The sequence below is a fragment of the Rhizobium sp. R693 genome, from assembly GCF_002211315.1.
Lineage (GTDB): Bacteria > Pseudomonadota > Alphaproteobacteria > Rhizobiales > Rhizobiaceae > Rhizobium.
This window is the reverse complement of sequence record NZ_LOKY01000006.1, coordinates 73,377-98,227: the sequence shown is the minus strand read 5'-3', so window position 1 is coordinate 98,227 and position 24,851 is coordinate 73,377. Positions and strand designations below refer to the sequence as shown.

Below are 24,851 nucleotides of genomic sequence, written 5' to 3'. Positions count from 1 at the left end.
TTTGCGACCGGGGTCACGCCGAGCTCGCTCACGCCGTCTTCCTGTAGATGTGGAAGCCACCGTAGATTGCCGAGCGATCCAATGCCGTCAGTTCGAGCGAGCGCTCTGCCATGTAGGTCCACTGATCGCGGATTGCAGGCGACAGACGCCCTTCGATGATGCTCTTTTCGGCTGCCGTACGGAAAATTACCCGTGCACCTTCGCGGGCGGTGCGGCTGATCTCGGCCCAGAGATCGTTGAGCTGCTGATCCGTCATCCAGTCCTGCGCGTCGAGAAGGATATAGCGATCGCGCGAGGCGGCGGGCTCGCCAGCGAGCAGCTCGGTGAAGTTTGCATGATGAACGGTGACGCGATCCACATTGGCACGGATCGCTTCGTAGTGAGCAGGCTCGAGATAGGTCGGAAGCGGACCTTCGCCCTTCGGCGCGTAGCGGCGACCGAATGCCTGCCAGGCAAAATAATTTTCCTGCATCGGAAAGTGGCAGGCGAGCTTCTCAAGACGGTGGCGCAGGACCGGCGCGATCGACTGATCCGCCGCGAGGCTTGCAAGTTCATCATACTGCTGTGGCGGGATGCCTAGGCCGAACAGCGAGCTCTTGCGACCGGTGATCCAGCGTACGACCGGTCTATCAAAGAGCGGCGCGATCTTCTCGTCGAAGAACTGGCGCTGCTCGCGCAGCGAACGAGCTTTCGTAATCTCGGTCAGGTCGACACCATGGAGGCGGGCAAGCAGATGAGCTGCGCCGATAAACCGTCCGAGCAGACCGGTTTCGTAGATATTGCGGTCGAACACCGTTACACGCCGGCGACCGAACTTGCGGCCGTTCCAGTAGGTCCGGGTCGCTTCATCGAGATTGCCAGCGAGGAAGTGGTCAAATGCGTGGCTGTTCGATGTCTCGCGCGGAGTGGCGAGGAAGCGAACGAGATCGGCATGGCCAGGAAGATGACGGAACGCGGCAAGCTTCAGGCGGTTGAGCGCGATGTGATGCGGATTGAGGTCTACGACATCGATCGAAGCCGGGCTCTTGGAAAGATAAGCGAGCATATTGCAGCCGCCGGAGCCGATCGTCACGACGCGATGATGGGGCTGAAGCTCCATCGCAAGCATATCGAGATCGGGATCTTCCCAGATCTGCGGATAGACCAAACCGGAAAACAACAGGCCGAAAAGCCGTTCAGAAAAGCCGGCCTTGGAAAAGGCACTGTGGCGGAGAAGAGCTGCCTTGAGTTTCCGGTTGTTGCGGAAGCTGGCATCCGGTGCAAATTCCGTCATATGAGTCTTTCACCCTTTTAGCGTTCAGGGCGTTTAGCGCGCCGTCACTACAGTTTGATGACGCCGGCTGTGGGCGGGCTTCGTTTGGCAGAAATGGAAAACCATGCGAGGCGTTGGGCCTTTCCCGCGGCGAGCTTTCCTGCTTCTCTTGCAGCAAGGAGGATCGCTCATGCGATTTGTGCTGCGTCTCTTGAAATCACTTGCTCTTCTGTTTGTCGTCATCGTCGCCGCGGGCGCTGCTTGGCTTTATGCCAGGCCACCTGAGTTGCTGCGGGTGGGCGATGGCTATGCGGCCAAGATCGTTTGCTCGAACGTATTTCTCGCAGGGCGCGATCCTGAGCAGGTGCTCTATGAAGATGTTCAAGCTCCGGGAAATCCGTTGTTACGGCTGGTACGGGTGGCTGTCGACAGGCAGGAAAAACGGGTTACTGCGCGCATTCTCGGGCTCTTCGCACCGGGCTATGCAATGTACCACGGCACGCTTGGCTGCAGCAGCGTGCCGGACGGTGACTTTGAAGCGGCGGCCGGCGCAGTGGCCGATCACCCGGTCGCCCCAGAATCGCAAAACGACGCTATCTGGCCGGACGGCAATGCCGTCGCGAAGGCTAATGACACCCACTTGCAGGCGCTGCTTTCAGACGGCGATTTGACCGGTCCGGCAATGCGTGCGGTTGTCGTCGTTCACAATGGCCGCATCATTGCGGAGCGCTATGGGGATGGTTTCGGTCCGACAATGCGGCTGATCGGCTGGTCGATGACGAAAACCATAAATGCGGCGATCGTTGGCCGGCTGATGCTCGACAACAAGATGGCATTCGATGACGCTGCACTCCTGCCGGAGTGGCAGGACGGCGATTATTCGAAAATCAAGCTCAGCGATCTGTTGGGCATGGAGAGCGGCCTGGCCTTCAACGAGAGTTATGGCACGGTCGCCGATGTCACACGCATGCTCTATCTCGATCCCGATATGACGGCGCGACCAGCGAGCCTCCCGTTGGAGGCGAGCCCCGGCGAGCGCTTCAACTATTCGAGCGGCACGTCGGTCCTGATCTCAAAGATATGGATGGACAGGATCGGCAGCCTGCAGGCAGCGCTTGCCTATCCAAAGACAGCGCTGTTCGATCCGATCGGCATGTCGAGCGCTGTACTGGAAGTTGATGCTCGTGGCACCTTTGCCGGTAGTTCCTACCTTTATGCCACCGCGCGGGACTGGGCGCGCTTCGGACAGTTCCTTCTTCAGGACGGCGTCTGGAATGGACAGAGGCTGTTGCCGGAGCGGTTCATGACTGCGATGAGGACGCCGACGATGGCCTCAGGTGGCAAATATACGCAGGCGCAGGCCTGGCTTGCCGCGCCGGGCGGCGACAGCAGCGCCGTTGCCGGTCTGCCAGATGACACCTTCTGGATGGAGGGGCACGATGGGCAGAGCGTTGCGATCGTGCCATCGGCCAAGCTTGTCGTCGTCAGGCTCGGGCTGACGCCGAGTTGGCTCCGTTATAAGCCACAGGTCCTAGTGAAGGAGATTCTAGCGACGCTGCCTCGGCAGTAGTCAGTAGTTGCCGTTCGCGACGTTGTCCATGCCCTTGCGCTTGGCGTCGTAATAGTAGCCGCGCGCATAAAGGCGGACTGCATCATCTTCGCTGTTGTCGGAGACGAGCCACGCGCCACGAAGATATTTGGCGGCGTATTTAATGTTGGTCTCGGCGTCAAACAGGCCGGCGGGTTCGCCTTCGTAGCCCATGGACTTGGCCGTATTGTATTTGATCTGCATCAGGCCGAAGTAACCGCGCTTGTTATAGGCCTTCGCATTGTATCGGCTTTCGCGATGGACGACGCGATGAAGCAGCGAAGCTGGCACTTGGTAAAGCTTCGAGTACTTGTCGATGATCTTGGTGATCGCACTCTTCTCAACCGTCGGGGCGCCATCGTCGTCACTGTCGCTGAACATGGGAGGCGCGGTCGGCGGGTCGGATGGGCCCGATGTGTCGAAGCCGTAGTCCATCATCGGATGCGGCGTGGTATCGATTGCGGAAAGCGCCGCGATGGCGCTACCGGCTTGAGGCGTCGCGGCAAAAGCGAGCTGCGTCGACGGGGAAGGGGTGCCCGGGCGCGGGATCGGCACGACGGACTGAATCGCGGTCATCTCCGGCGTAAGCGGAATCTGCGCATAACCCGCAGCCGTCGTCGCCTGGGCTTGACCGCTTGACTGAGAAGTATCGGTTGCCGGCATGGCGGGTGCTGCCAAAGCCGTTGCCGTTTGACTGGCGGCGGTGATCATCGCCGTCTGCGTCGCTCCTTCGCCGGCGGGCACGGCCGCAAGCGTAGCGTCTTCGCCGGGCTTGGGAGTGGGAACAACGGTCTGGGCTGCGGTCAGTTCTGCCTGCGACGTGTATTCGACGCTCGTGCATCCGGCAACAACGCCGCAGAGCATCGTCGAAACGATGAGACTGCGTTTCAGGCCGGAAAAACCGATCGCTACCATACTCTCACTTTCGTGAATGCGCCGCCCCGGCAGCGTTAGAAGTTATCAAAAACCTTAAGCCCGGATTCCGCAATTAACGTATTCGTTGCTTCGCTGCAACCCGCCGAAAATCTTTACGCGGCGATGCGGCGATAGCCGGCCGTTACGGCGCCTGCGGCAATGAGCAAAGTGCCGCCGGTACGGTTGACCGCGCGCTGAACGCTTGCCTTGCGGATCAGGCCGCGTGCCGCGTTTGCAGCCAGCGCATAAATGGAGGCATTGATGGTTGCGAGCACCAGGAAGGTGGCTTCCATGATGAGCATCTGGCCGAAGAACGGCTGAGACGGATTCAAGAATTGCGGAACGAATGCGACGAAGAATACGATGCTCTTCGGGTTGAGAGCCGTCACGACGTAGGCGTGGAGGAAAACCTTGAGCGATTTCTTTTCGGGCAGGTTGTCATTGTCTGCCATCGGTTCGGAAATCACCGGCGCACGCCAGAGTTTGATTCCGAGCCAGATCAGGTAGGCGCCGCCGATCCACTTCAGCACGGTGAACAGCGTCGCGGAGGCCGCGAGCACGGCCCCCAATCCGAATAGCGATGCGGTCATCGCGGTGAAGTCGCCGAGCGCAACGCCGGTTACCGTCGCGAGCGCCGTCTTGCGTCCATGGCCGAGGGCATAGGAAACGACGAGGAGAATCGTCGGGCCCGGGATGGCGAGCATGATTGCAGACGCAGCGGCAAAAGCGAACCAGGCTTCGAGCGACATGGAATCTCCTCCTATTCCCTAGGGCAAAAGCAAAGACACCATATTAACTGTCAGTCAATCATGCGCCCCGGTATTTCTGACCAATCGTATCCATGACTTCGCCGAACCAGTCGGCTGAGACGTCGAAGGCTTTGCCGCCCTTGATGCGCGGGAACTCGATCGTCCTCAGCTTGCCGTTCTGCGCTTCGTCGTGACCGGTGACGCCAGATACCTTGTTGAGCGCGCTTTCGACGGCAAGGTCGGTCATGCTCTGAATGAGGCGAAGGTCATCGCCGTTGGCGGGGGCCGAACGTGCAAAGTAGCCGGACTTCTGCACCAGCGAGCGCTCGGCATTGATGAGGCCCGCGAACTGCTTCTGGAACCAGCCGCCGACATTGATCGTGTCGATCTTCACGTGGCCGAAAGCGTCGCGCTTGATGGTCTCGCCGGCCGCTTCGCGTTCCGCCACGATGGCGTCAAGGCAGGCGCCTTCCGAGACGAATACGGTTGCATGGCCCGTTCGGTCCATGACTTCCTTCAAGCGAGCCGCTTCCGCATCGAGGTCGAACGCCATTTCGGGCAAATAGACCGCGTCGATGCTCTTCATCTTGGCGTTCGTCATCATTCCATCGACATATTCATAGTTCTTCGTCCGCTGCAGATAGGCGCGGGCGGTCGCCGCCGTCAGCCAGCCGCAGTGACGTCCCATGACTTCATGGATGATGAGGGTGCGCGGTGCTGCCGTCTGCTCGTTGCTGACGTTGTCGAAGAAGTGCGCGCCGACTTCGGCGGCCGTCCACGCGCCGAGTGACTGGCGGATGGGCACGACATCGTTGTCGACCGTCTTTGGCAAACCGACGACCGTCAGATTGTAGCCATTGGCGGCGAGATATGCCGCGAGATCGGCGGCCGTGGTGTTGGTGTCGTCGCCGCCGATCGTGTGAAGGATGGTGACGCCATCGCTGGCGAGCCGTTCGGCAGCCACGCGCAGCGGATTTTCGCCTTCCTTGACGAGTCCGCGCTTCACGCAGTCGGCAGCATTTGTGAGCTTGACGCGGCTATTGCCGATTGGCGAGCCACCATAGCGATGCAGAAGCGGCGCCTTCTCCCGCATGTCGGCAGTGATCTTGATGCTGTCGCCGAGGAGCACGCCCTGGTAGCCGGAGCGATAGGCGACAAGCTCGATGTCAGGCGCCACGTCGCTGTAGCGTTCTATCAGTCCGCCAACCGCGGACGACAGACAGGGTGCCAGGCCTCCAGCCGTGAGCATTGCGACTTTCTGTTTGGCCATGATCCCTCCAATGTCTCATATCAGCGCTGTTGCGTGCTGCTTACCTGACGCATGGATGCGACAGGGAAAGAGGCATGTAAAGTGTAGTTATTGTGAAAATAGGGCCCGGAACGGCGAAGATAGACAGAAGCGATGATATAATCGTTTCAAGCTCGAGATCGCACTTCAGAAGGGCTGTGGAAAGCGCGATCGTCGCTCGCCGGCCGCAATTAGAACCTGCCGCGTACGCGATCTTGCGAGGCTTCGCACTGCGACCGTAAACGAATTGTGAAAAGTCTATTCAACCCTACGACCAATCGCCGCCTTGCAAAGGCAGGCATTATTTGGTCAAGGTATTTCTCCTATTTGCACTGCGAGAGACTTTTATGTCCTTCTGGGAAAAACTGCTGAATGCCATAGGCAACACCGCGGGCAACGTTCTTTCTGCGGTGGTCGAGGCTATCCGGACAGTTTTCGAGGGTGATCCCGAGACGCGCCGCAAGGTCGCCTTCTCGGTCGCCATCATCGCTCTGTCGGCAAAGATGGCAAAGGCGGACGGAATCGTGAGCGAGAAGGAGGTGAGTGCCTTCCGCGAGATCTTTGAATTCCCGCCCGAGCAGGCAAAGAATGTCGCTCGCCTCTATAATCTGGCGCGTCAGGACGTCGCCGGTTATGAAGCCTATGCGGAACGTCTTTCGTCCTTATGCGTGACATGCGCAGCCAATTGCCCGGTGCTGGAAGAGGTGTTGGACGGTCTCTTCCACATCGCCAAGGCCGACGGGCTCATCCATGAAAAGGAATTGGCGTTCCTGCGGCACGTCGCCGAGATCTTCCATATGAATGAAGAGCATTTCGAACGGATCGCCGCGCGCCATGTCTCCATGGGTCGCGATCCCTATAAGGTGCTCGGCGTTTCGCCATCGGACGACTTCACGACGATTCGCCGCCGTTATCATGGGCTTGTGAGCGAACACCATCCGGATCGGCTGATTTCCCGCGGCGTTCCGGCCGAGTTCCATGCCATTGCCAACGAGCGTATGGCTGCGCTGAATGCAGCCTACGAGGCGATCGAGAAGGAACGCCGCGCCGCATGACCTCATTCGAGGCCGATTACCGGAAGGCAACTGTTCGTCCTTCGCCCAATCACGGCGAGCGTGCGGACGGGCGCAAGCCTAACATGATCCTTCTTCACTACACAGGCATGCCGACGCCCGAGGGAGCGCTGGAGTGGCTCTGTCGCGACGACAGCCAGGTGTCGAGCCACTACTTCGTAGGTGAAGATGGCGCAGTTCTCCAACTGGTGCCCGAGGAGCGTCGTGCCTGGCATGCCGGCAAAAGTTACTGGCAGGGCGAGACCGACATCAACTCCTTGTCGATCGGGATCGAGATTGCCAACGCCGGTCATCCTGGCGGACTTCCTGAGTATCCCCAAGAACAAATTCGGGCGGTCATCGAATTGTGTCGCGATTGCGGCCAACGTTGGTCCATTGCCTCCGAGAGGGTGCTCGGACACTCCGATGTGGCGCCGATTCGGAAGGTGGATCCGGGGGAAAAATTTCCTTGGTCAGAGCTCCACAGGGCCGGTATCGGCCACTGGGTTGAGCCCGCGCCGATCTCCGGTGGAAGATTTTTCCAACGCGGCGACCGCGGCCAACCTGTCGAAGCCCTACAGTCGATGCTCTCGCTCTACGGTTATGCGACGGAAATTACAGGCGAATTCTCCGACAAGATGGCAGGCGAGGTCGAGGCCTTCCAGCGGCATTTTCGGCCCGCCCGAATCGACGGAATTGCGGATTTTTCGACGATTGACACGCTGCACCGTCTGCTGGCGTCGCTTCCGCGTTACTGCTCATAAGTAGTACTTTTGAAGTGGCGCTGACTCCCGGGATTTCGAGAGTCTGCTACGTCGCCACATCATTTCCCTATTATCTCCTCATTGCGATGGTCTAACGCCAATCGTCGAACGGCGCCGCTTGTTTTGTTTGGGGTTTTCTAGCGGTCGTCAATTGAAACAAAAAGAATTGTTGCAGAATATCTAATATAGATCTGCTGCATATGTCCGGATTGTTATTTCAAACACGATCCGGAAGTTCTTTGGGTCGGAGTAATTAGACTGAATGAATAGGTTTATTTCTGCTGCAGTGTGCGCGGGTGCACTGTTGATGGGTATGAATTGCGCGTTCGCGGGCGAATGGGGTGCAAGATCTCAGACGGTTCCTTTGAAGACTGTTGACCGGACTAGTGGCTATGCGATGCCGGACTTCACGACCACGACCAACCAGTATTCAGCTCTCATCGTCAAATACGCAAACCAGTACAATGTGCCGGTCGAGCTTGCTCAAGCGGTCGTGCGTGTAGAGAGTAATTTCAATCCGAATGCACGCGGTAGCGCGGGCGAAATAGGTCTCATGCAGATCAAGCCGGCGACGGCTAGGATGATGGGCTATTCGGGGACGAGTAAGGGATTGTTCGATCCGGAGACAAACATCAAGTTCGGCATGAAATACCTGGCCGCGGCGCATCAGCTTGGCGGTGGTGAGACCTGCGACACGATTCTGAAGTACAATGCCGGCCACGGCGCAACCCGCATGAATCCGGTCTCGAAGGCCTATTGCGGCAAAGTCCTGGCGATGCTCGATTGATCAGCTGAAACTGCTTGTTCGAGAGTCACGTCGACGAGGCACTTAACAATATGATTCAACATGACGCCCGTGTTATCTGGCCTCGGAAATGAGGTGACACGTGGCAGTTGATTTCAAGGTGATCATCGTCGGGCGCGGAATGATGGGCGCGGCTGCTGCCCGCCATCTTTCCGGGATGATTGAGGGTATTGCGCTCATCGGCCCCAGTGAACCGGTCGAGCGCAAGAGCCATAATGGTGTTTTTGCCAGCCACTATGACGAGGCCCGCATCACGCGGTCCTTCGACGACAATGTGGTCTGGGCGACGCTCGCGGCTCGCTCGCTCGATCGCTACGGGGAAATCGAAGCGAAAAGCGGTATTTCCTTTTTCTCGGAAGCGGGTTGTCTGTTCGCCGGACCGCCCACGCGACGGGGTGAAGGGTATCTCGGGCGGGCGTTGCAGGTGAGCGAAACGCTCAATCTCGACGTCGAATTGTTGACGCCGGCGGCGTTGCGCGCGCGCTTTCCGCAGTTTTCCCTCAATCCTTCGTTCGACGGCTATTTCGAAGGGCGGCGGGCAGGCCACATCAATCCGCGCGCTTTGGTTCGGGCGCAAACCAAGCTTGCCGAGCAGGCGGGTGTGACGGCCATCGACGCGACCGTTACCTCCGTTCGCGACCAAGGCGCATCCATCGAAGTCCGCGCAGGCGGCAAGAGCTATACTGCAGAGCGCGTACTGGTCGCCGCCGGCGGCTTCAGCAATTTCAACAATCTCCTGCCAGCGCCCATCGATATCAGAGTTGCTGCCCGCACCGTTGCGTTCTTTGAACTTAGCGAGCGGGAGACGGCGATTTTCTCGAAAATGCCTTCAACGATCGTCTTTGGCGACCGCGACGAGGACCACGTCTATATCTTGCCGCCTGTGCGGTACTCTGACGGTCGGACCTATCTGAAACTAGGCGGCGATCTTGAGGCGCGGTCATTCGAAACGCTCGAAGATATCGCGGCGTGGTTTCACTCTGACGGAGATCTGCTGGAGCGCGATAATCTGGTCTCAACGGCACTGCAACTAATGCCGGCTCTGGCTGGCTGCCCGACCACCTCCGCGCCGTGTGTGGCAAGCTTCACGACAACAGCCTATCCCTATGTGGGCTATACGGATTCTCCCCGAATTGCAGTTTTGGCAGGTGGCAATTTCGTTGCCGCAAAGTCATCCGATGAGCTCGGCCGACTGGGCGCTATCGTCCTGACGCAAGGCTGGCTCGGCGCCGAGGACTTTGGTAGGGAGCTGACGCCCGTCTTCCGCTAGGCACGCATCCGGTCGGGGAGGTGCCTTGTCGCCTGTTGCATGTATGCGTAGAGACCCACGATATTTCAGTGGCATTCGCTTCGCGTCTCCGCTAAGGGAGCCGTGCCAGTTGGCCGGGCAGCCGCGCTTTACCAATGCCGAAAGGCGGTAGGGTGAGGAAAGTCCGGGCTCCACGGAAACACGGTGCCGGATAACGTCCGGCGAGGGCGACCTCAGGGAAAGTGCCACAGAAAGCAAACCGCCTGCCTCGGCAGGTAAGGGTGAAAGGGTGGGGTAAGAGCCCACCGCATCTCCGGCAACGGCGATGGCAAGGTAAACCCCACCGGGAGCAAGACCGAATAGGGATGACGTGGTAGGCGCGAGCCTTCCGGCCGGTTTCCAGGTCAGTCGTCCGGGTGGGTTGCGTGAGGCAGCGTGCAAACGCTGTCCCAGAGGAATGGCTGCCACGTTCCGGCTTCGGCCGGGGCCATACAGAACCCGGCTTACAGGCCAGCTGGCGAACTCTCTTTGCAGATGTTGTCGATTGTTAGTGGGCGGTCGGTGCCTTCGCCAGGCATTCATCGCAGGTGGTGCTGCTGCGGGCGAGAATGGACCAGCGCTTGAATATCTTGCCGCAGGAAACGCATTGGATATCGGTTGTCATGCCAGACTGCGACAACGGAATACGCTTTTCCGGCTCAAAGCGACCGTAAAGAAGTCCCTTTAATGTGAAGTTTGTCATAGCATTACTCCACGATTACTTATTTAGTTTTCAGTAATATGCTGTAGCGCTGAACTAATTCAATTCTCCGGCTCCTTATTATTTTGCACGTGGCAATATCCGAATAGCTTGGTCGCTTACTTCAAAGGAGATAGCGGCCGCATGCCTCGTCATGCGGGCGCCTCCGACCGGCGTCCGCCACCATTGAGGAGCGAGCCCTAAGCCTTTGTTGGAAATCGCATATTTGGATGTACCGATATGAAACATGTCCGCCTTTCGGAGCGTGCTTGAAGCGCGCCTGCCTGGCATCGGCAAGCGCGATCCTAACGCTTTGTTAAACTTAACAGCTTATAAATTTTCGATACTGCGCTCATCGTGAGACGGGCGTTTCCCATTGACGCCCATATGGTCCCATGTTATCCCATTTATGCACTGCGCAAGGGCAAGTATGTGCCCGCCAATCGCAAAGCCAAGGTGTCTTCCGTTCCGGAAGCGCCGGATGGGATCTTGCCCATTCGGCTCGCGAAGCTGTGCCTGAATTTCGAGGTTCCGGGCTTGTGAGTTCAGTCCGGGCTCTTTCGGGAACGGATGTTTCGTGTCATGAGCCGCTTCCTTTCAAATGCGACCAACAGAATCGATTCCAAGGGCAGGGTTTCCGTGCCGGCGGCCTTTCGATCCGTGCTGGCGCAGCGCAATGTTCAGGAGCTCTATTGCTTCCAGGACTTTGTATTTCCGGCGATCAGCGTCGGCGGTCCGGATCTCCTGGAGAGATTCGAGCGTCAGATTTCTGCGGAGGATCCGTTTTCGCCGGACGCGAACGAGATGTCGCTTCTCATCCACGGGGGCGGTATTTTCATGAAGCTCGATGCGGAAGGTCGGCTGATGGTCACGGATTTCATCCGCGACTTCACCGGTATCTCGGACGAGGTGACCTTCGTCGGTCGGGCGGATCATTTTCAGCTGTGGCAGCCGCAAGCATTTCAGGCTGCCCAGATGCAGGCACGAGGAGGGCGTCGGCTGGCGGGCGGGCGTTCCTAACGGTACGAGGGAACGGAATGGCGGCGAATCCTGGCGGAGATTCAATTGATGCCGGTGGCGGACCGGTTCGCCACATTCCGGTTCTTCTCAACGAGGTTCTGGTTGCGCTCGAGCCGTTGCCCGGCAAAATCATTCTGGATGGCACCTTCGGCGCTGGCGGCTACACTTCTGCCATTCTGGGCGCTGGTGCCTGTGTGATCGCCTTGGATCGCGATCCGACTGCTATCGAAGCCGGTCAGGCCCTTGTCGCGGAGAGCCAGGGTCGTTTGAAGCTCGTTCATTCGCAGTTCTCTCAATTGGCCGAGGCTGCTCCATCCGAAGGGTTGGATGGGGTCGTGCTCGACATCGGCGTGTCCTCAATGCAGATCGATGAGGCTGAGCGCGGCTTCTCGTTCCAGAAGGATGGACCTCTGGATATGCGTATGTCGGCTGCAGGCGTTTCCGCGGCCGATGTGGTCAATCGCGCCAAGGTCGCAGATCTGATCCGCATCTTTCATTTTCTCGGAGAGGAAAGTCAGTCGCCGCGCATCGCGCATGCGATTGAAAAGCGGCGGGCTGAAAAGCCGTTCGAGACCACGCGCGATCTTGCCGGGTTGATTGAGCTCGTCACGCCGCGCAAGATGAAGGACAAGATTCATCCGGCGACGCGTGTCTTCCAGGCGCTCCGGATATTCGTCAACGATGAGCTGGGCGAACTGGCGCAGGCGTTGTTTGCGGCCGAGCGCGTCTTGAAGCCCGGCGGACGTCTTGTTGTCGTTACCTTCCATTCGCTCGAGGACCGGATCGTCAAGACGTTCTTCTCCGATCGCGCCGGCAAGGCTTCGGGCTCCCGTCATCTGCCCGTCGCGCATGAGCGGGCGGCGACCTTTGAGCGCATCGGCAAGCCCATGGTCTCGGCAAGCGAGGCTGAAGCCGCTGCAAACCCGCGGGCTCGGTCAGCCAAGTTGCGGGCAGGGTTGCGCACTGCGGCGCCCGCTGAAGCGGCAGATATTTCCATCTTCGGATTGCCGAATCTGGCGAGTCTCGGAAAGCTCGGAGCCTGATATGCTGAGAACCTTGGACCTCATCCTCGTCGGTGTCATGACAGCGGCTGCGGCTGTCACTTACACGATCAAGCACCATGCCGAGCTCAAGCTCGAGGAAGTTCATCGCCTCGAAGCGGAGATCAAGCTTGAGAAGGATACCATCGATCTGCTGAAGGCAGATTGGGCGCTGCTGTCCCAGCCGAACAGGCTCGAGCGGCTCGTCAACAACTACAACGGTGAGCTTCAATTGCAGCCAACGGCTTCAACGTCGCTGGTTCACTCCAAAGAACTGCCGATGTTGAAGTCGCAGGTCCCTGTTCCTGACGTTACCGAAGCGAAGGCCGGTTCTGGAAAGGCAAAGCCGAAGGCAGTAGCGCCGCAGGCCGAAGAAGAAGACATGATGGCAACCGGATCGGTGGAGTAGAGATGTCGTTTCTTTCACGCATCATGGTCTTGAAGAGCCAGGCGCATTTCTCCGCCGGCACACACAACCGCCTCGGCGGCAATATGCCGATCGAGGGATCGCGAAAGAAGAGGGCGGGACAGGCCAAGAGCCGCGTTGGGCTCCTGATCGTCGGCTTCCTCGGGGTCTATTGCGTCATCGGCGGGCGTCTTGTCGAATACGCGATCCGTGATCCCGAGGTCGTGTCCAGCATCCTGCCACCGGATCGTCTGATGGCCTCGCGTCCGGATATCCTGGATCGAAACGGCGAAGTGCTGGCGACCGACATTCGCACGGTCTCGCTCTTTGCCGAGCCGAACAAGGTCGTTGACGCTGACGAGGCGGTCGAGAAACTTGCCACGGTTCTGCCCGACCTTGACATGAAGGGTACCTACAAGAAGCTCGCAAACCGCACCTCCCACTTTGCTTGGCTGCGTCGCCAGCTGACGCCGAAGCAGCAAAGCCAGATTCTCGCGCTCGGCATTCCCGGCATCGGCTTCCGGCCGGAGAAGCGCCGCTTCTATCCGGGCGGCCCGACTGCCGCGCACATCCTCGGTTACGTCAACATCGATAACCGTGGCGTTGCCGGCATGGAAAAATACATTGACGATCAAGGTCTTGCCGACCTCGCTTCAGTCGGTATGACAAGCGACCAGCCGCTCGAGCCGGTTCGCCTGTCGATTGACGTCCGTGTCCAGAACATCGTGCGCGATGTCGTCGTCAACGCCGTCAAGAACTACGAGGCAAAAGGCGCCGGCGCCGTTATCCTCGATATTCATACCGGTGAAGTGCTTGCAATGGCATCGGCCCCGGATTTCGATCCCAACAACCCGTTGGAAGGCGCCAAGGAAGGCTGGCTTAACCGCATGTCGAACGGCACGTTCGAGATGGGGTCAACCTTCAAAACCTTCTCCCTCGCAATGGCACTCGACACCGGGAAGGTCAGCCTCAACGACAGCTTTGATGCGACGCAACCGATCCGTATCGGCGGCTTCACCATCCACGACTTCCACGGCCAGCGCCGTTGGCTGACGCTGCCCGAGGTGTTCCAGTACTCGTCGAACGTCGGTACCGCCCGTATCATCGACATCGTCGGCATCGATGCGCAGAAGGACTATCTGACGAAACTCGGTCTGCTCACCAAGATGCGGACGGAGCTACCCGAGGTGAAGATGCCGAGCCAGCCGAAGGTCTGGAAGAAGATCAACTCGGTGACGATCTCCTTCGGTCACGGCGTTTCCACGACCCCGCTGCAGACGGCGGTTGCCGGTGCGGCACTCGTCAATGGCGGCAAGCTGATTGAGCCGACCTTCTTGCCGCGTAACCGCGAACAGGCCGACGAAGTTGCAGAAGTAGTCGTCAAGAAGACGACCAGCGACGACGTTCGTTATCTCTTCAAGCTGAACGGCATCAAGGGCTCGGGCCGTAATGCCGACGTTCCCGGCTTCAACGTCGGCGGCAAGACCGGCACGGCGGACAAGGTCGTCAACGGCCGTTATGCGTCGAACCTCAACTTCAACGCGTTCCTTGCGGCATTTCCGATCGATGACCCGAAATATGTGGTGCTGACGTTCTGCGATGAACCGCACAATGGCGAGAAGGGGCAGAACATCGCCGCGTATACGGCAGCGCCTATGGTGAAGAACATCATTGCTCGTGCAGCGCCTATTCTCGGTGTGGAACCGAAGTTCGGTGACGACGGATCGGCCATGTTGGTGTCTTATTGAGTCTGAATGAATGTCGGAGCCGATTCGCCACGGGGGCGCGGCGGCTTGAGAGAGAAAAGTACATTCGATGAACTTGCGAGACATCGCCGGAGATGCATTTCCGGAACTTGAAGATCAATTGGCTGGGCCTGTCGGGGCGCTGGCGGTTTCAGGCGTCTCGTCCGACAGCCGCAAGATCGAACCCGGAATGGTGTTTGTTGCTGTCGCCGGGACGAAGGCCGATGGAGCAGGCTTTATCGCGGACGCGGCTACACGCGGCGCCGTCGTGGCCGTTGCGTCCCATAGTATTGATACTTCCATACCCGTTCTCGTCGTGAACGATTCACGCCGCTTCCTGTCGATCGCGGCCTCTCATTTCTATGGCAAACAGCCGGAAACGATGGTTGCTGTGACCGGCACCGCCGGCAAGACGTCGGTTGCCTCCTTCACTCGACAGATCTGGGCCTATGCCGGACATCCGGCCGCAATGATCGGCACGACGGGCGTCGTCTCGCCGACACGCAACGAATACGGCTCGCTAACGACACCCGATCCGGTGTCGCTTCACAAATTGCTGGCCGAGCTTTCCGACGAGGGTGTCACGCATGCCTCGATGGAAGCCTCCAGCCATGGTCTCGATCAGTGTCGCCTCGATGGCGTCAAGCTCGCGGCCGCTGCCTTTACCAATCTCGGCCGCGATCATATGGACTACCATCCGACGGTCGAAAGCTACATGGCCGCGAAAATGCGGCTGTTCGATACGCTGCTGCCGAAGGGCGCACCGGCTGTGATTTTCGCCGACGATGCGTGGTCGGAGCAAGCAGTCAAAGCAGCGCGCGACGCGGGCCACGATGTTCGCACCGTTGGTCGCAAGGGCGACTACCTGACGCTGAAGCGCGTCGAGCATTTCCGCCACAAGCAGGTGGCCGAAATCCATGCCGGCGACGAAATCTTCGAGGTCGATATTCCGCTTGCCGGCGATTTCCAGGTTGCGAACGCCCTCGTGGCGGCGGGCCTTGCGATGTCGACGGGCGTGCCGGCGAAGGTCGCCATGGCGGCGCTCGAAAAGCTGCAGGGCGCATCCGGCCGTCTCGAATTGGTGGGCCACACCAGGGACGGTGCACTCGCTTATGTCGACTACGCACACAAGCCCGACGCGCTTTCCAACGTTCTGGAATCCGTTCGGCCGTTTACGACCGGCCGGGTGATCGTCGTATTTGGCTGCGGCGGCGATCGTGATCGCGGCAAGCGCCCGATCATGGGTGAAATAGCCTGCCGTCTGGCCGACGTGGTGATCGTCACCGATGACAATCCGCGCTCGGAAGAGCCGGCTTCCATTCGTGCCGAGATCATGGCAGCCGCAGGCTGCGCAACAGAGGTCGGCGATCGCGCGGAGGCAATTCGCACGGCGGTTGCCATGCTGACATCTGGCGACACGCTGATCGTTGCTGGCAAGGGGCACGAAGAAGGGCAGACGATCGGGAGCGTCACCCTGCCTTTTTCGGATCACGCCGAATTGCGTAAGGCTTTGGAGGAGCTGAAACCGTGAACTGGCTTTGGACGACGGAAGACATGATTGCCGCCATGGCAGGGCGGCCGTTCGGCACTTTGCCTGAGGGCATTACCGGGATTTCCATCGACAGCCGCTCCATTGCGCCCGGCGAAGCCTTCTTCGCCATCAAGGGCGACCGCGTTGACGGCCACGACTTTGCGTCGATGGCAATGGCAAACGGCGCCGCTCTTCTCGTCGTCAGCGAAGCTCGCCTTCCCGCCATGGGGCGGCTCACCGTTCCAGTGATCGTCGTCGAAGATGTATTGGCGGCTCTCGGCAAGCTCGCGATTGCCTCGCGTGCGCGTTCTCGCGCCCAGATCATTGCCGTCACCGGTTCAGTCGGAAAGACCACGACCAAGGAGATGTTGCGGCGCGTCTTGTCCCCATCGGGCAAGGTGCATGCTTCGGTGGCCTCGTTCAACAATCACTGGGGCGTGCCTTTGACGCTCGCCCGGATGCCGCTTGATACCTATTTCGGCGTTTTCGAAGTGGGGATGAACCATCCGGACGAGATCCGTCCGTTGGTCAAGATGATCAGGCCGCATGTCGCCGTGGTCACGACGATCGCGCCGGCTCATCTCGGCAATTTCAAGAGCATACGGGAAATCGCGACCGCCAAGGCGGAGATTTTCGAAGGCGTCGTGCCGGGCGGGCAGGTCGTGCTCAATCGCGACAACGATCAGTTCAACTTCCTGGAGCGTACCGCGCAGGCCCAAGGTATCCAGCACATCCATTCGTTCGGTCAGCATGCCAAGGCGGATTTCCGCCTGGCGGAGTTTAACGGCTCCGATCAAAGTTCGACGTTGTGGATCACCATTGACGGCGATACGAAGGAAGTGGCGATCGGCGCACCGGGCCGACATATAGCCGAAAATGCACTGGCCGCCCTTGGTGTTGTCAAGCTTGTCGGTGCGGACATCCACCAGGCAATCACCGCCCTTGCGACGCTCCAGCCGGAGAAGGGCAGGGGCCGCCGTCATCGGCTGACGATCGACCACGGCACTTTTACTGTCATCGACGAAAGCTATAACGCCAATCCTGCCTCGATGCGGGCGGCAATCGCTGTGCTTGCGAGTTCGGTGCCAGCGGGCGCCGGGCGGCGCATCGCCGTGCTTGGCGATATGCTGGAGATGGGTGACTACGCGGAGAAAGTTCATTCGGATCTGGCGGGGCCGTTGCTCGCAGCCGGTATCGAGCATGTTTGGCTCGCCGGGCCCGAAATGGTTGCGCTGAAAGATTCGCTCCCCGAGAGCGTGCAGGTCGTCCACTACGAGAAGACCGAAGAACTAGCAGAATATGTATTGAACGCTGTCGCGGCTGGCGACGTGCTGATGGTAAAATCGTCACTGGGCATCGGTTTCGGCAAGATCGTCGCCGCGCTCCTTGACAAATTCCCGCCATTTGCCGACACGCAACGCGATTTTTGAGCGGGTAACAAGGGGCCCTGAATGCTGATTTGGCTTGTCGAACTGTCGGAACACCTGAAATTCTTGAATCTGTTCAGGTACATTACCTTCCGCACGGGCGCCTCCCTGTTTACGTCCGCCTTCATTGTCTTCCTCTTTGGTCCGACGATCATCAATTCGCTGCGCATCCGCCAGGGCAAGGGGCAGCCGATCCGTGCCGACGGTCCGCAGACGCATTTCAAGAAGGCCGGTACGCCGACCATGGGCGGCTTGATGATTCTTGCCGGCATCGTCGGGTCGTCGCTGCTGTGGGCTGATCTTTCGAATGTCTACGTGGTTGCCACGCTGCTCGTCACCCTCGGCTTCGGGGCGATCGGGTTCTATGATGACTACCTCAAGGTCACTAAGCAGAGCCACAAGGGCTTCTCCGGCAAGGCGCGTCTCGGGATCGAGTTCGTCATCGCCGGTATTGCCGTCTACTTCATGATGCGCACGGCACTGGCGTCCGGAACCGCGGGCTCGACGTTCGGGTCATCGATCGCGTTCCCATTCTTCAAGGACTTCATGATCAATCTCGGCATCATGTTCGTCGTCTTCGGCGGCTTCGTGATCGTCGGCGCCGGCAATGCCGTGAACCTGACCGATGGCCTTGACGGCCTTGCCATCGTTCCGGTCATGATCGCTGCGGCGTCCTTTGGTGTGATTGCGTACCTCGCAGGTAACGCAGTCTTTGCAAACTATCTGCAGATCAACTTCGTCCCCGGCACGGGCGAGCTTTCAGTGGTTCTCGGCGCGGTTATCGGCGCCGGTCTCGGCTTCCTATGGTTCAACGCACCGCCCGCCGCTATTTTCATGGGCGACACCGGCTCGCTGGCGCTTGGTGGTACGATCGGCACGGTGGCTGTGGCCACCAAGCACGAGATCGTCATGGCGATCATCGGTGGCCTGTTCGTGATGGAAACGCTCTCGGTCATCATCCAGGTCGGGTACTTCAAGATGACCGGCCGGCGCGTCTTCCTGATGGCGCCGATCCATCACCATTTCGAGAAGAAGGGCTGGACTGAAAGCCAGGTGGTCATCCGCTTCTGGATCATTGCGGGCGGTCTGGCCTTGCTTGGTCTCTCGACCCTGAAGCTGCGGTAAGCGGCGATGATCCCCGTTACAACCCTCTCAGGAAAGAAAGTCGCGCTCTTCGGGCTCGGTGGCTCTGGCTTCGCCACGGCGCGCGCGCTGAAGCTGGGCGGAGCCGAGGTGACGGCATGGGACGACAATCCTGATAGTGTCACCAAGGCTGCGGCTGAGGGTATCCACACGGCAGATCTGCGTTCCCTCGACTGGAGCGCGCAATCGCTCTTCGTGCTTTCGCCGGGCGTTCCCCTGACACACCCGAAGCCGCACTGGACTGTCGACCTTGCTCGTGCCGCTGGCGTCGATATCGTCGGTGACGTCGAGCTTTTCGTGCGCGAACGCCGCGCACATGCGCCAGATTGCCCGTTTATCGCAATCACCGGCACCAACGGCAAATCGACGACGACAGCGCTGATCGCGCATATTCTGAAGTCGAGCGGTCGCGACACTCAGCTCGGCGGCAATATCGGCACGGCCGTGCTGACGCTCGATCCGCCGAAGGATGGACGCTTCTATGTTGTCGAGTGCTCGTCTTACCAGATCGACCTTGCGCCGACGCTCAATCCGTCGGCGGGCATCCTGCTCAACCTGACGCCAGATCATCTCGATCGTCACGGAACGATGCAGCACTATGCTGATATCAAGGAGCGTCTGGTTGCCGGCAGCGGTGTCGCTGTGGTCGGCGTGGACGACAGCCACTGCGAGATGATCGCAGATCGTATCGAGCGAGCCGGCGGCAAGGTTACGCGGATTTCCCGTCGCCATGCGCTGCCCTATGGCATTTATGCGGAAGGAACGAAGCTCATCCAGGCTTCGGGAGGCGCGACGAAGCCGATCGCCGATCTTGACGGCATCCAGACACTACTCGGTGGCCACAACGCGCAGAATGCCGCGGCAGCGGTTGCTGCCTGCCTCGCAGTCGGTGTCTCCGAAGAGGAAATACGTGCGGGGTTGGTGTCCTTCCCCGGGCTCAAGCATCGCATGCAGCCGGTCGGACGGCGCGGCAGCATCGTTTTCGTCAACGACTCGAAGGCTACGAATGCTGACGCGGCAGCTCCAGCGCTGTCGAGCTATGACCGTATCTACTGGATTGCCGGTGGATTGCCAAAAGCCGGAGGCATCACCTCACTGACGGGGTTTTTTCCGCGCATCGCTAAGGCCTATCTGATTGGCGAGGCGGCGGCCGAATTTGCCGCGACGCTCGGAGAGGCGGTGCAATACGAGATTTCCGGTACGCTGGAGCGCGCCGTCGCGCACGCGGCTGCGGATGCCGAAAAGGATGAAAGCGGCCCGCTGGCCGTGATGCTATCCCCGGCTTGCGCAAGCTTCGACCAATATAAGAACTTTGAAGTCAGGGGCGATGCATTTGTCAGCCATGTGGCAGCGCTCGACGGAATCACCATGCTGATCGGTTCGGCAACAGGAGATAAGTGACATGGTAAGCCGCGCGGAACGTGGGCCTCTGGCCGATTGGTTTTGGACCATCGACCGCTTTTTTCTGGCGATGTTCATCTTCCTGATGGGCATCGGCTTCATGCTGTCGTTCGCCGCGTCACCAGCGGTTGCCGAGCGTATCGGGCTGGAGCCGTTCCACTTCGTCAAGCGCCACGCGGCTTTCATGATCCCGTCACTCGCGGTGATGGTTGGGCTGTCCTTCCTGACGCCGCGCCAGGTGCGACGCACGGCGATCATCCTGTTGATCGTTGCGCTCGCCATGATGCTCCTGGCACTGTTCTTCGGCGTTGAGGTCAAGGGTTCCCGCCGCTGGGTCACGTTGGCCGGCATCTCGATCCAACCCTCCGAATTCATGAAGCCCGCCTTCGTGGTCGTTTGCGCTTGGCTCTTTGCCGAGCACGCAAGGCAGCCTGAGATACCAGGCAATCTCTTTGCCATCATCCTCTTCGGCATTGTCGCAGCACTTCTGGTCGCACAGCCTGACCTTGGACAAACGATCCTGACGACCGCCGTCTGGGGCGGCATGTTCTTCATGGCCGGCATGCCGTGGATATGGATCATCGTGCTCGGTGCAGGCGGTGTCGGCGGGCTCGTCAGCGCCTACTACATCTTCCCGCACGTGGCGCTGCGCATCGACAAGTTCCTGACCGGAGAAGGCGACACCTTCCAGATCGATACGGCGCGCGAAGCGATCATCCGCGGCGACTGGTTCGGCCAAGGCCCGGGCGAGGGCATCGTCAAACGTATCATCCCGGATGCGCATACCGACTTCATCTTTTCGGTCGCAGCCGAGGAATTCGGCATCGTCTTCTGCATGGCGCTCGTCGCGCTGTTTTCCGTTCTCGTGCTGCGTGGTCTCTCGCATGCCTACAAGGAACGGAACGACTTCAACCGCTTTGCAGTCGCTGGCCTCGTGCTGCAGATCGGCATACAGTCGATCATCAACGTGGGCGTCAATCTCGAACTGCTGCCGGCAAAGGGTATGACCTTGCCGCTGATTTCCTATGGCGGTTCGTCCATGGTCGCTATCTGCGTCACCGCCGGGTTTATTCTCGCACTGACGCGTCATAGGCCGGAAAAACGTGCGCAGGATCGGAGCCTCTTCCGCGTCGCGCACGGTATGCCGGCGGAGTAACTGCTTATGAGCAAAGGCATCGTCCTGCTTGCCGCCGGGGGGACCGGCGGCCATGTGTTTCCCGCGGAGGCCCTGGCCCACAAGCTGAAGGAACGCGGCTATTCCGTGCATCTGGTCACCGATCGCCGTGCCGAGCGTTATGCCGGCAAATTCCCCGCCGACGAAATCCACGTCGTGCCGTCGGCGACGATCGGTTCGAAGAACCCGGTTGCCGTCGCTCGCTCTCTGTGGACGCTCTGGAGCGGTATGCGGGCCGCCAAGAAGCTGATCGCGCGTCTCAAGCCCGCGGTGGTTGTCGGCTTCGGCGGATACCCGACCGTACCGCCGCTGCTGGCCGCCACGCGCCTTGGCGTGCCTGCCATGATTCATGAGCAGAATGCGGTGATGGGACGCGCCAACAAGGCGCTGGCGAGCCGTGTGCAGGCGATCGCGGGCGGGTTCCTGCCTGAGGGCGGCGGGCAGTTTCCCGACAAGACGGTGACAACTGGCAATCCGGTGCGCCCGGCCATCATCGAGGCGGCGAAAGTGCCGTATTCTCCATCCAATCCCGGTGAGCCTTTCAATCTCGTCGTCTTTGGCGGCAGCCAGGGCGCGCAGTATTTCTCCAAGACGATGCCGACGGCGATTAGCTTGCTTGAGGACGGGCTTCGCGATCGCCTGCGCATCACCCAGCAAGTGCGGCCGGAAGATATGGGCATGTTGAGCGCCTGCATCGCTCAACTGAAGATGGCTGCGGATACGGCGCCGTTCTTCACGGACATGGCCGAACGACTTGCCGCGGCACATCTCGTCATCTGCCGTTCCGGCGCATCGACAGTTTCGGAGATTTCCGTGATCGGGCGACCGGCAATTCTGGTGCCTTATCCGCATGCGCTCGATCACGACCAGGCGGCGAATGCGGCGGCACTTGCGGCGACCGGCGGCGCCAAGGTCATTCCACAGGCCGAGCTTTCGCCGGAGAAGATCGCTTCGATCCTCGCTCATGTGATGAATGACCCGGAAAAGCTCGCCCGGATGGCCGCCGCCGCCAAGCAGGCGGGTAAACCCGATGCTGCGAACTTGCTTGCCGACATGGTAGAGGCTATTGCGGCACGACGTACAATTGCAGAGTTTAAGGGGAAACGCGCATGAAAATGCCGAAGGCCATCGGCCTCGTTCATTTCATCGGCATCGGCGGCATCGGCATGAGCGGCATTGCCGAGGTGCTCCATAATCTCGGTCACCGCGTGCAGGGATCGGATCAGGCCGACAGCGCCAACGTGCAACGTCTGCGCGACAAGGGCATCGAAGTCTTCGTCGGTCACAAGGCAGAGAACCTCGGTGACGCTGAAGTGGTGGTCGTCTCGACTGCGATCAAGAAAAACAATCCTGAGCTCGTGGCTGCGCGCGAAAAGCTGCTGCCGGTCGTACGCCGGGCGGAGATGCTTGCCGAACTGATGCGTTTCCGCAATGCGATTGCGATCGGAGGTACGCATGGCAAGACCACGACGACCTCGCTCGTGGCGACGTTGCTGGAAGCGGGTGGGCTCGACCCTACGGTCATCAACGGCGGCATCATCAATGCCTACGGCACCAATGCGCGCATGGGCGAGGGTGAGTGGATGGTGGTGGAGGCCGACGAGTCCGACGGCACCTTCCTAAAGCTCCCTGCCGATGTCGCTGTTATCACCAACATCGACCCCGAACATCTCGACCACTACGGCAATTTCGATGCCGTTCGCGCCGCATTCCGACAGTTCGTCGAGAACGTGCCGTTCTACGGCTTCGGCGTTCTGTGCCTTGACCATCCGGAGGTCCAGGCGCTGGTTGGCCGCATCGAGGACCGCAAGATCATTACCTATGGTGAAAATCCTCAGGCTGACGTTCGTTTCATGAATGTCCGTGTCGAGGGTCCGCGTTCTATCTTCGACGTCGAGATCCGCCGCCGGCGAACCGGACAGGTCATCAAGCTCGACAATCTCGTGATGCCGATGCCCGGACGCCACAACATCTCCAATGCCACCGCCGCGATCGCGGTCGCCAACCGTCTCGGCATGTCGAGCGAGGACATCGCCAAGGGACTCGCCTCCTTCGGCGGCGTCAAGCGTCGTTTCACTCTGACTGGTGAGTGGAACGGCGTACAGATCTTCGATGACTACGGCCACCATCCGGTTGAGATCAAAGCGGTGCTGCGGGCTGCGCGTGAGGCCTGCAAGGGTCGCGTGATCGCGGTCCATCAGCCGCATCGCTATTCGCGGCTATCGAGCCTCTTCGAGGAATTTGCGTCCTGCTTCAACGACGCGGACAGCATTTTCCTTGCGCCTGTTTATGCCGCGGGTGAGGATCCTATCGAAGGGGTGAACTCCGAGGCACTGGTGTCGCGGATCAAATCCGGTGGCCACCGCGAGGCCCGCTTCCTGCCGTCCCCAGAGCTTTTGCCTGAAATGGTCGCAGAGATTGCAAAGCCGGGGGATTTTGTGGTTCTGTTGGGGGCTGGGAGTATCACGTACTGGGCGGCAGCGTTGCCCAAGCAATTGGAAAGCCTTTCGGGAATATCTGCATGAAACAGGTGAATGGGGAAAAGCTTCTTGCGTCGCTCGGCGGCAGCGTAAAGGACATCCGTGGAAGAATCACGCCGGATGCACCGATGGACCGTGTGACCTGGTTCCACGCTGGTGGTTTGGCGGAACTGATGTTCCAGCCGCACGACGAGGACGACCTTATTGCTTTCCTCAAGCTTTTGCCGGAAGAGGTTCCGGTCACTGTCGTCGGCGTGGGCTCCAACATTCTCGTGCGTGATGGTGGCATTCCTGGCGTTGTCTTGCGGCTTTCGGCTAAGGGCTTCGGCTCGGTCGAGCTCGCTGGCGAGAACCGCATCCGTGCCGGCGCGATCTGCCCGGACAAGCACGTCGCGGCCATGGCAATGGATAATGGCATCGGCGGCTTCCACTTCTACTATGGCATTCCCGGCAGCATCGGCGGCGCAGCACGCATGAACGCCGGCGCCAACGGCGCGGAGACGCGTGAGCGGCTCGTCGAGGTGAACGCGGTTGACCGCAAGGGCAATAAACATGTCTTGTCGAACGCGGACATGGGTTACTCCTACCGCCATTCGTCCGTACCGAATGATCTGATTTTCACGTCGGTGCTCTTCGAAGGGTACGGCGAGGATCGCGCCAAGATCCGGGCCGAGATGGATGCCGTACGCAACCATCGCGAGACGGTCCAGCCGATCCGCGAAAAGACCGGTGGCTCGACCTTCAAGAATCCCGAGGGCCATTCCGCCTGGAAGCTGATCGATGAAGCGGGGTGCCGCGGGCTGGTAATCGGTGGCGCGCAAATGTCGTCGCTCCACTGCAACTTCATGATCAACATGGGGCAAGCGACGGGATACGATCTCGAATATCTCGGTGAACAGGTCCGCCGTGAGGTCTTCGAGAATTCCGGTATCAAGCTCGAGTGGGAAATCAAGCGTTTCGGTGTCTTCATGCCAGGACGCGAAGTCCGCCCTTTCCAGGGCGTAACCAGCGAATAGCCGGTGTCGGGAACGTTCCTGCAATGAGCGACCGGAAGTAGCTCTTTCCGCTTGCGCTACAGATAAC

The 24,851-nt window shown here is 59.7% G+C and carries 22 protein-coding genes and 1 other RNA gene; 18 read left to right on the top strand and 5 right to left on the bottom strand.

Annotation, left to right across the window (positions count from 1 at the left end; genetic code table 11):
- Positions 1-28 precede the first annotated feature (28 nt).
- Positions 29-1,273: a DUF3419 family protein gene (locus ATY79_RS07875; protein ID WP_088703415.1), complete on the bottom strand. Its 1,245-nt coding sequence runs from the start codon at positions 1,271-1,273 to the stop codon at positions 29-31.
- A gap of 169 nt (positions 1,274-1,442) precedes the next feature.
- Here ATY79_RS07875 and ATY79_RS07870 point away from each other — a divergent pair, with 169 nt between their 5' ends.
- Positions 1,443-2,822, top strand: coding sequence for a serine hydrolase (locus ATY79_RS07870; protein WP_088703414.1), 1,380 nt, complete (start codon positions 1,443-1,445; stop codon positions 2,820-2,822).
- On the opposite strand, the gene ATY79_RS07865 is transcribed toward ATY79_RS07870, so the two are convergent.
- The 3 genes from ATY79_RS07865 to ATY79_RS07855 all read right to left on the bottom strand — a co-directional run bounded on the left by ATY79_RS07865 (position 2,823) and on the right by ATY79_RS07855 (position 5,774).
- The gene (locus ATY79_RS07865) at positions 2,823-3,755 is read right to left on the bottom strand and encodes a lytic transglycosylase domain-containing protein (protein ID WP_088691940.1); all 933 of its coding nucleotides are present in this window, start codon (positions 3,753-3,755) and stop codon (positions 2,823-2,825) included.
- Positions 3,756-3,868: 113 nt separating this feature from the next.
- A complete protein-coding gene (locus tag ATY79_RS07860; RefSeq protein WP_088691941.1) occupies positions 3,869-4,504 on the bottom strand; it encodes a LysE family translocator in 636 nt (211 codons plus the stop codon).
- Positions 4,505-4,562: 58 nt separating this feature from the next.
- Positions 4,563-5,774: a pyrophosphate--fructose-6-phosphate 1-phosphotransferase gene (locus tag ATY79_RS07855; RefSeq protein WP_088703413.1), complete on the bottom strand. Its 1,212-nt coding sequence runs from the start codon at positions 5,772-5,774 to the stop codon at positions 4,563-4,565.
- Between the two features lie 365 nt (positions 5,775-6,139).
- Between ATY79_RS07855 and ATY79_RS07850 the strand changes: the two genes are divergently transcribed.
- The 5 genes from ATY79_RS07850 (at position 6,140) to rnpB (ending at position 10,184) form a co-directional block, all read left to right on the top strand.
- On the top strand, positions 6,140-6,847 hold the full coding sequence (locus tag ATY79_RS07850; protein ID WP_088691943.1) for a DnaJ family molecular chaperone: 708 nt from the start codon (positions 6,140-6,142) through the stop codon (positions 6,845-6,847).
- Positions 6,844-7,608 carry an N-acetylmuramoyl-L-alanine amidase gene (locus ATY79_RS07845; protein ID WP_088703412.1) on the top strand — a complete coding sequence of 255 codons (765 nt, stop codon included), beginning with the start codon at positions 6,844-6,846 and terminating at the stop codon, positions 7,606-7,608. Before ATY79_RS07850 ends, ATY79_RS07845 begins: the two co-directional genes overlap by 4 nt.
- A gap of 262 nt (positions 7,609-7,870) precedes the next feature.
- Entirely contained in the window at positions 7,871-8,395 is a 525-nt protein-coding gene (locus ATY79_RS07840; protein WP_088691945.1) for a lytic transglycosylase domain-containing protein, read from the top strand.
- Between the two features lie 100 nt (positions 8,396-8,495).
- Complete coding sequence (locus tag ATY79_RS07835) at positions 8,496-9,683, top strand: FAD-dependent oxidoreductase (RefSeq protein ID WP_088703411.1); 1,188 nt, start codon at positions 8,496-8,498, stop codon at positions 9,681-9,683.
- 105 nt (positions 9,684-9,788) lie between these two features.
- Positions 9,789-10,184, top strand: an RNA gene (gene rnpB / locus ATY79_RS07830) — RNase P RNA component class A.
- A gap of 25 nt (positions 10,185-10,209) precedes the next feature.
- On the opposite strand, the gene ATY79_RS07825 is transcribed toward rnpB, so the two are convergent.
- Positions 10,210-10,404 (bottom strand): hypothetical protein, encoded by a 195-nt coding sequence (locus ATY79_RS07825; RefSeq protein ID WP_088703410.1) that lies wholly within the window; start codon positions 10,402-10,404, stop codon positions 10,210-10,212.
- A 579-nt stretch (positions 10,405-10,983) separates the two neighbouring features.
- Here ATY79_RS07825 and mraZ point away from each other — a divergent pair.
- The 12 genes from mraZ to murB all read left to right on the top strand — a co-directional run bounded on the left by mraZ (position 10,984) and on the right by murB (position 24,784).
- Complete coding sequence (gene mraZ, locus ATY79_RS07820; RefSeq protein WP_088692059.1) at positions 10,984-11,421, top strand: division/cell wall cluster transcriptional repressor MraZ; 438 nt, start codon at positions 10,984-10,986, stop codon at positions 11,419-11,421.
- 17 nt (positions 11,422-11,438) lie between these two features.
- On the top strand, positions 11,439-12,464 hold the full coding sequence (gene rsmH, locus ATY79_RS07815) for a 16S rRNA (cytosine(1402)-N(4))-methyltransferase RsmH (RefSeq protein ID WP_088703409.1): 1,026 nt from the start codon (positions 11,439-11,441) through the stop codon (positions 12,462-12,464).
- Between the two features lies 1 nt (position 12,465).
- Positions 12,466-12,870 (top strand): hypothetical protein, encoded by a 405-nt coding sequence (locus ATY79_RS07810; protein ID WP_088691949.1) that lies wholly within the window; start codon positions 12,466-12,468, stop codon positions 12,868-12,870.
- Positions 12,871-12,872: 2 nt separating this feature from the next.
- A complete protein-coding gene (locus ATY79_RS07805) occupies positions 12,873-14,615 on the top strand; it encodes a penicillin-binding protein 2 (protein WP_088691950.1) in 1,743 nt (580 codons plus the stop codon).
- A gap of 67 nt (positions 14,616-14,682) precedes the next feature.
- Positions 14,683-16,143 carry a UDP-N-acetylmuramoyl-L-alanyl-D-glutamate--2,6-diaminopimelate ligase gene (locus tag ATY79_RS07800; protein WP_088691951.1) on the top strand — a complete coding sequence of 487 codons (1,461 nt, stop codon included), beginning with the start codon at positions 14,683-14,685 and terminating at the stop codon, positions 16,141-16,143.
- Positions 16,140-17,573 carry a UDP-N-acetylmuramoylalanyl-D-glutamyl-2,6-diaminopimelate--D-alanyl-D-alanine ligase gene (locus ATY79_RS07795; protein ID WP_088691952.1) on the top strand — a complete coding sequence of 478 codons (1,434 nt, stop codon included), beginning with the start codon at positions 16,140-16,142 and terminating at the stop codon, positions 17,571-17,573. Before ATY79_RS07800 ends, ATY79_RS07795 begins: the two co-directional genes overlap by 4 nt.
- A 21-nt stretch (positions 17,574-17,594) precedes the next feature.
- Positions 17,595-18,695 carry a phospho-N-acetylmuramoyl-pentapeptide-transferase gene (gene mraY, locus ATY79_RS07790; protein ID WP_088691953.1) on the top strand — a complete coding sequence of 367 codons (1,101 nt, stop codon included), beginning with the start codon at positions 17,595-17,597 and terminating at the stop codon, positions 18,693-18,695.
- Positions 18,696-18,701: 6 nt separating this feature from the next.
- Positions 18,702-20,114, top strand: a complete 1,413-nt coding sequence (gene murD, locus ATY79_RS07785; RefSeq protein WP_088691954.1) for a UDP-N-acetylmuramoyl-L-alanine--D-glutamate ligase — start codon at positions 18,702-18,704, stop codon at positions 20,112-20,114.
- 1 nt (position 20,115) lies between these two features.
- Positions 20,116-21,270 (top strand): putative lipid II flippase FtsW, encoded by a 1,155-nt coding sequence (gene ftsW, locus ATY79_RS07780; RefSeq protein WP_088691955.1) that lies wholly within the window; start codon positions 20,116-20,118, stop codon positions 21,268-21,270.
- A gap of 6 nt (positions 21,271-21,276) precedes the next feature.
- Entirely contained in the window at positions 21,277-22,401 is a 1,125-nt protein-coding gene (gene murG / locus ATY79_RS07775) for an undecaprenyldiphospho-muramoylpentapeptide beta-N-acetylglucosaminyltransferase (protein WP_088691956.1), read from the top strand.
- Entirely contained in the window at positions 22,398-23,813 is a 1,416-nt protein-coding gene (murC, locus tag ATY79_RS07770; protein WP_088691957.1) for a UDP-N-acetylmuramate--L-alanine ligase, read from the top strand. Before murG ends, murC begins: the two co-directional genes overlap by 4 nt.
- Positions 23,810-24,784: a UDP-N-acetylmuramate dehydrogenase gene (gene murB / locus ATY79_RS07765; protein WP_088691958.1), complete on the top strand. Its 975-nt coding sequence runs from the start codon at positions 23,810-23,812 to the stop codon at positions 24,782-24,784. The genes murC and murB overlap by 4 nt, the downstream gene beginning before the upstream one ends.
- The last annotated feature ends 67 nt before the right edge of the window (positions 24,785-24,851 follow it).

Coding starts and splice junctions, on each gene's coding strand:
- ATY79_RS07875 (WP_088703415.1), bottom strand. CDS start 1,273: ATGACGGAATTTGCACCGGATGCCAGCTTCCGCAACAACCGGAAACTC.
- ATY79_RS07870 (WP_088703414.1), top strand. CDS start 1,443: ATGCGATTTGTGCTGCGTCTCTTGAAATCACTTGCTCTTCTGTTTGTC.
- ATY79_RS07865 (WP_088691940.1), bottom strand. CDS start 3,755: ATGGTAGCGATCGGTTTTTCCGGCCTGAAACGCAGTCTCATCGTTTCG.
- ATY79_RS07860 (WP_088691941.1), bottom strand. CDS start 4,504: ATGTCGCTCGAAGCCTGGTTCGCTTTTGCCGCTGCGTCTGCAATCATG.
- ATY79_RS07855 (WP_088703413.1), bottom strand. CDS start 5,774: ATGGCCAAACAGAAAGTCGCAATGCTCACGGCTGGAGGCCTGGCACCC.
- ATY79_RS07850 (WP_088691943.1), top strand. CDS start 6,140: ATGTCCTTCTGGGAAAAACTGCTGAATGCCATAGGCAACACCGCGGGC.
- ATY79_RS07845 (WP_088703412.1), top strand. CDS start 6,844: ATGACCTCATTCGAGGCCGATTACCGGAAGGCAACTGTTCGTCCTTCG.
- ATY79_RS07840 (WP_088691945.1), top strand. CDS start 7,871: ATGAATAGGTTTATTTCTGCTGCAGTGTGCGCGGGTGCACTGTTGATG.
- ATY79_RS07825 (WP_088703410.1), bottom strand. CDS start 10,404: ATGACAAACTTCACATTAAAGGGACTTCTTTACGGTCGCTTTGAGCCG.
- mraZ (WP_088692059.1), top strand. CDS start 10,984: ATGAGCCGCTTCCTTTCAAATGCGACCAACAGAATCGATTCCAAGGGC.
- rsmH (WP_088703409.1), top strand. CDS start 11,439: ATGGCGGCGAATCCTGGCGGAGATTCAATTGATGCCGGTGGCGGACCG.
- ATY79_RS07810 (WP_088691949.1), top strand. CDS start 12,466: ATGCTGAGAACCTTGGACCTCATCCTCGTCGGTGTCATGACAGCGGCT.
- ATY79_RS07805 (WP_088691950.1), top strand. CDS start 12,873: ATGTCGTTTCTTTCACGCATCATGGTCTTGAAGAGCCAGGCGCATTTC.
- ATY79_RS07800 (WP_088691951.1), top strand. CDS start 14,683: ATGAACTTGCGAGACATCGCCGGAGATGCATTTCCGGAACTTGAAGAT.
- mraY (WP_088691953.1), top strand. CDS start 17,595: ATGCTGATTTGGCTTGTCGAACTGTCGGAACACCTGAAATTCTTGAAT.
- murD (WP_088691954.1), top strand. CDS start 18,702: ATGATCCCCGTTACAACCCTCTCAGGAAAGAAAGTCGCGCTCTTCGGG.
- ftsW (WP_088691955.1), top strand. CDS start 20,116: ATGGTAAGCCGCGCGGAACGTGGGCCTCTGGCCGATTGGTTTTGGACC.
- murG (WP_088691956.1), top strand. CDS start 21,277: ATGAGCAAAGGCATCGTCCTGCTTGCCGCCGGGGGGACCGGCGGCCAT.
- murC (WP_088691957.1), top strand. CDS start 22,398: ATGAAAATGCCGAAGGCCATCGGCCTCGTTCATTTCATCGGCATCGGC.
- murB (WP_088691958.1), top strand. CDS start 23,810: ATGAAACAGGTGAATGGGGAAAAGCTTCTTGCGTCGCTCGGCGGCAGC.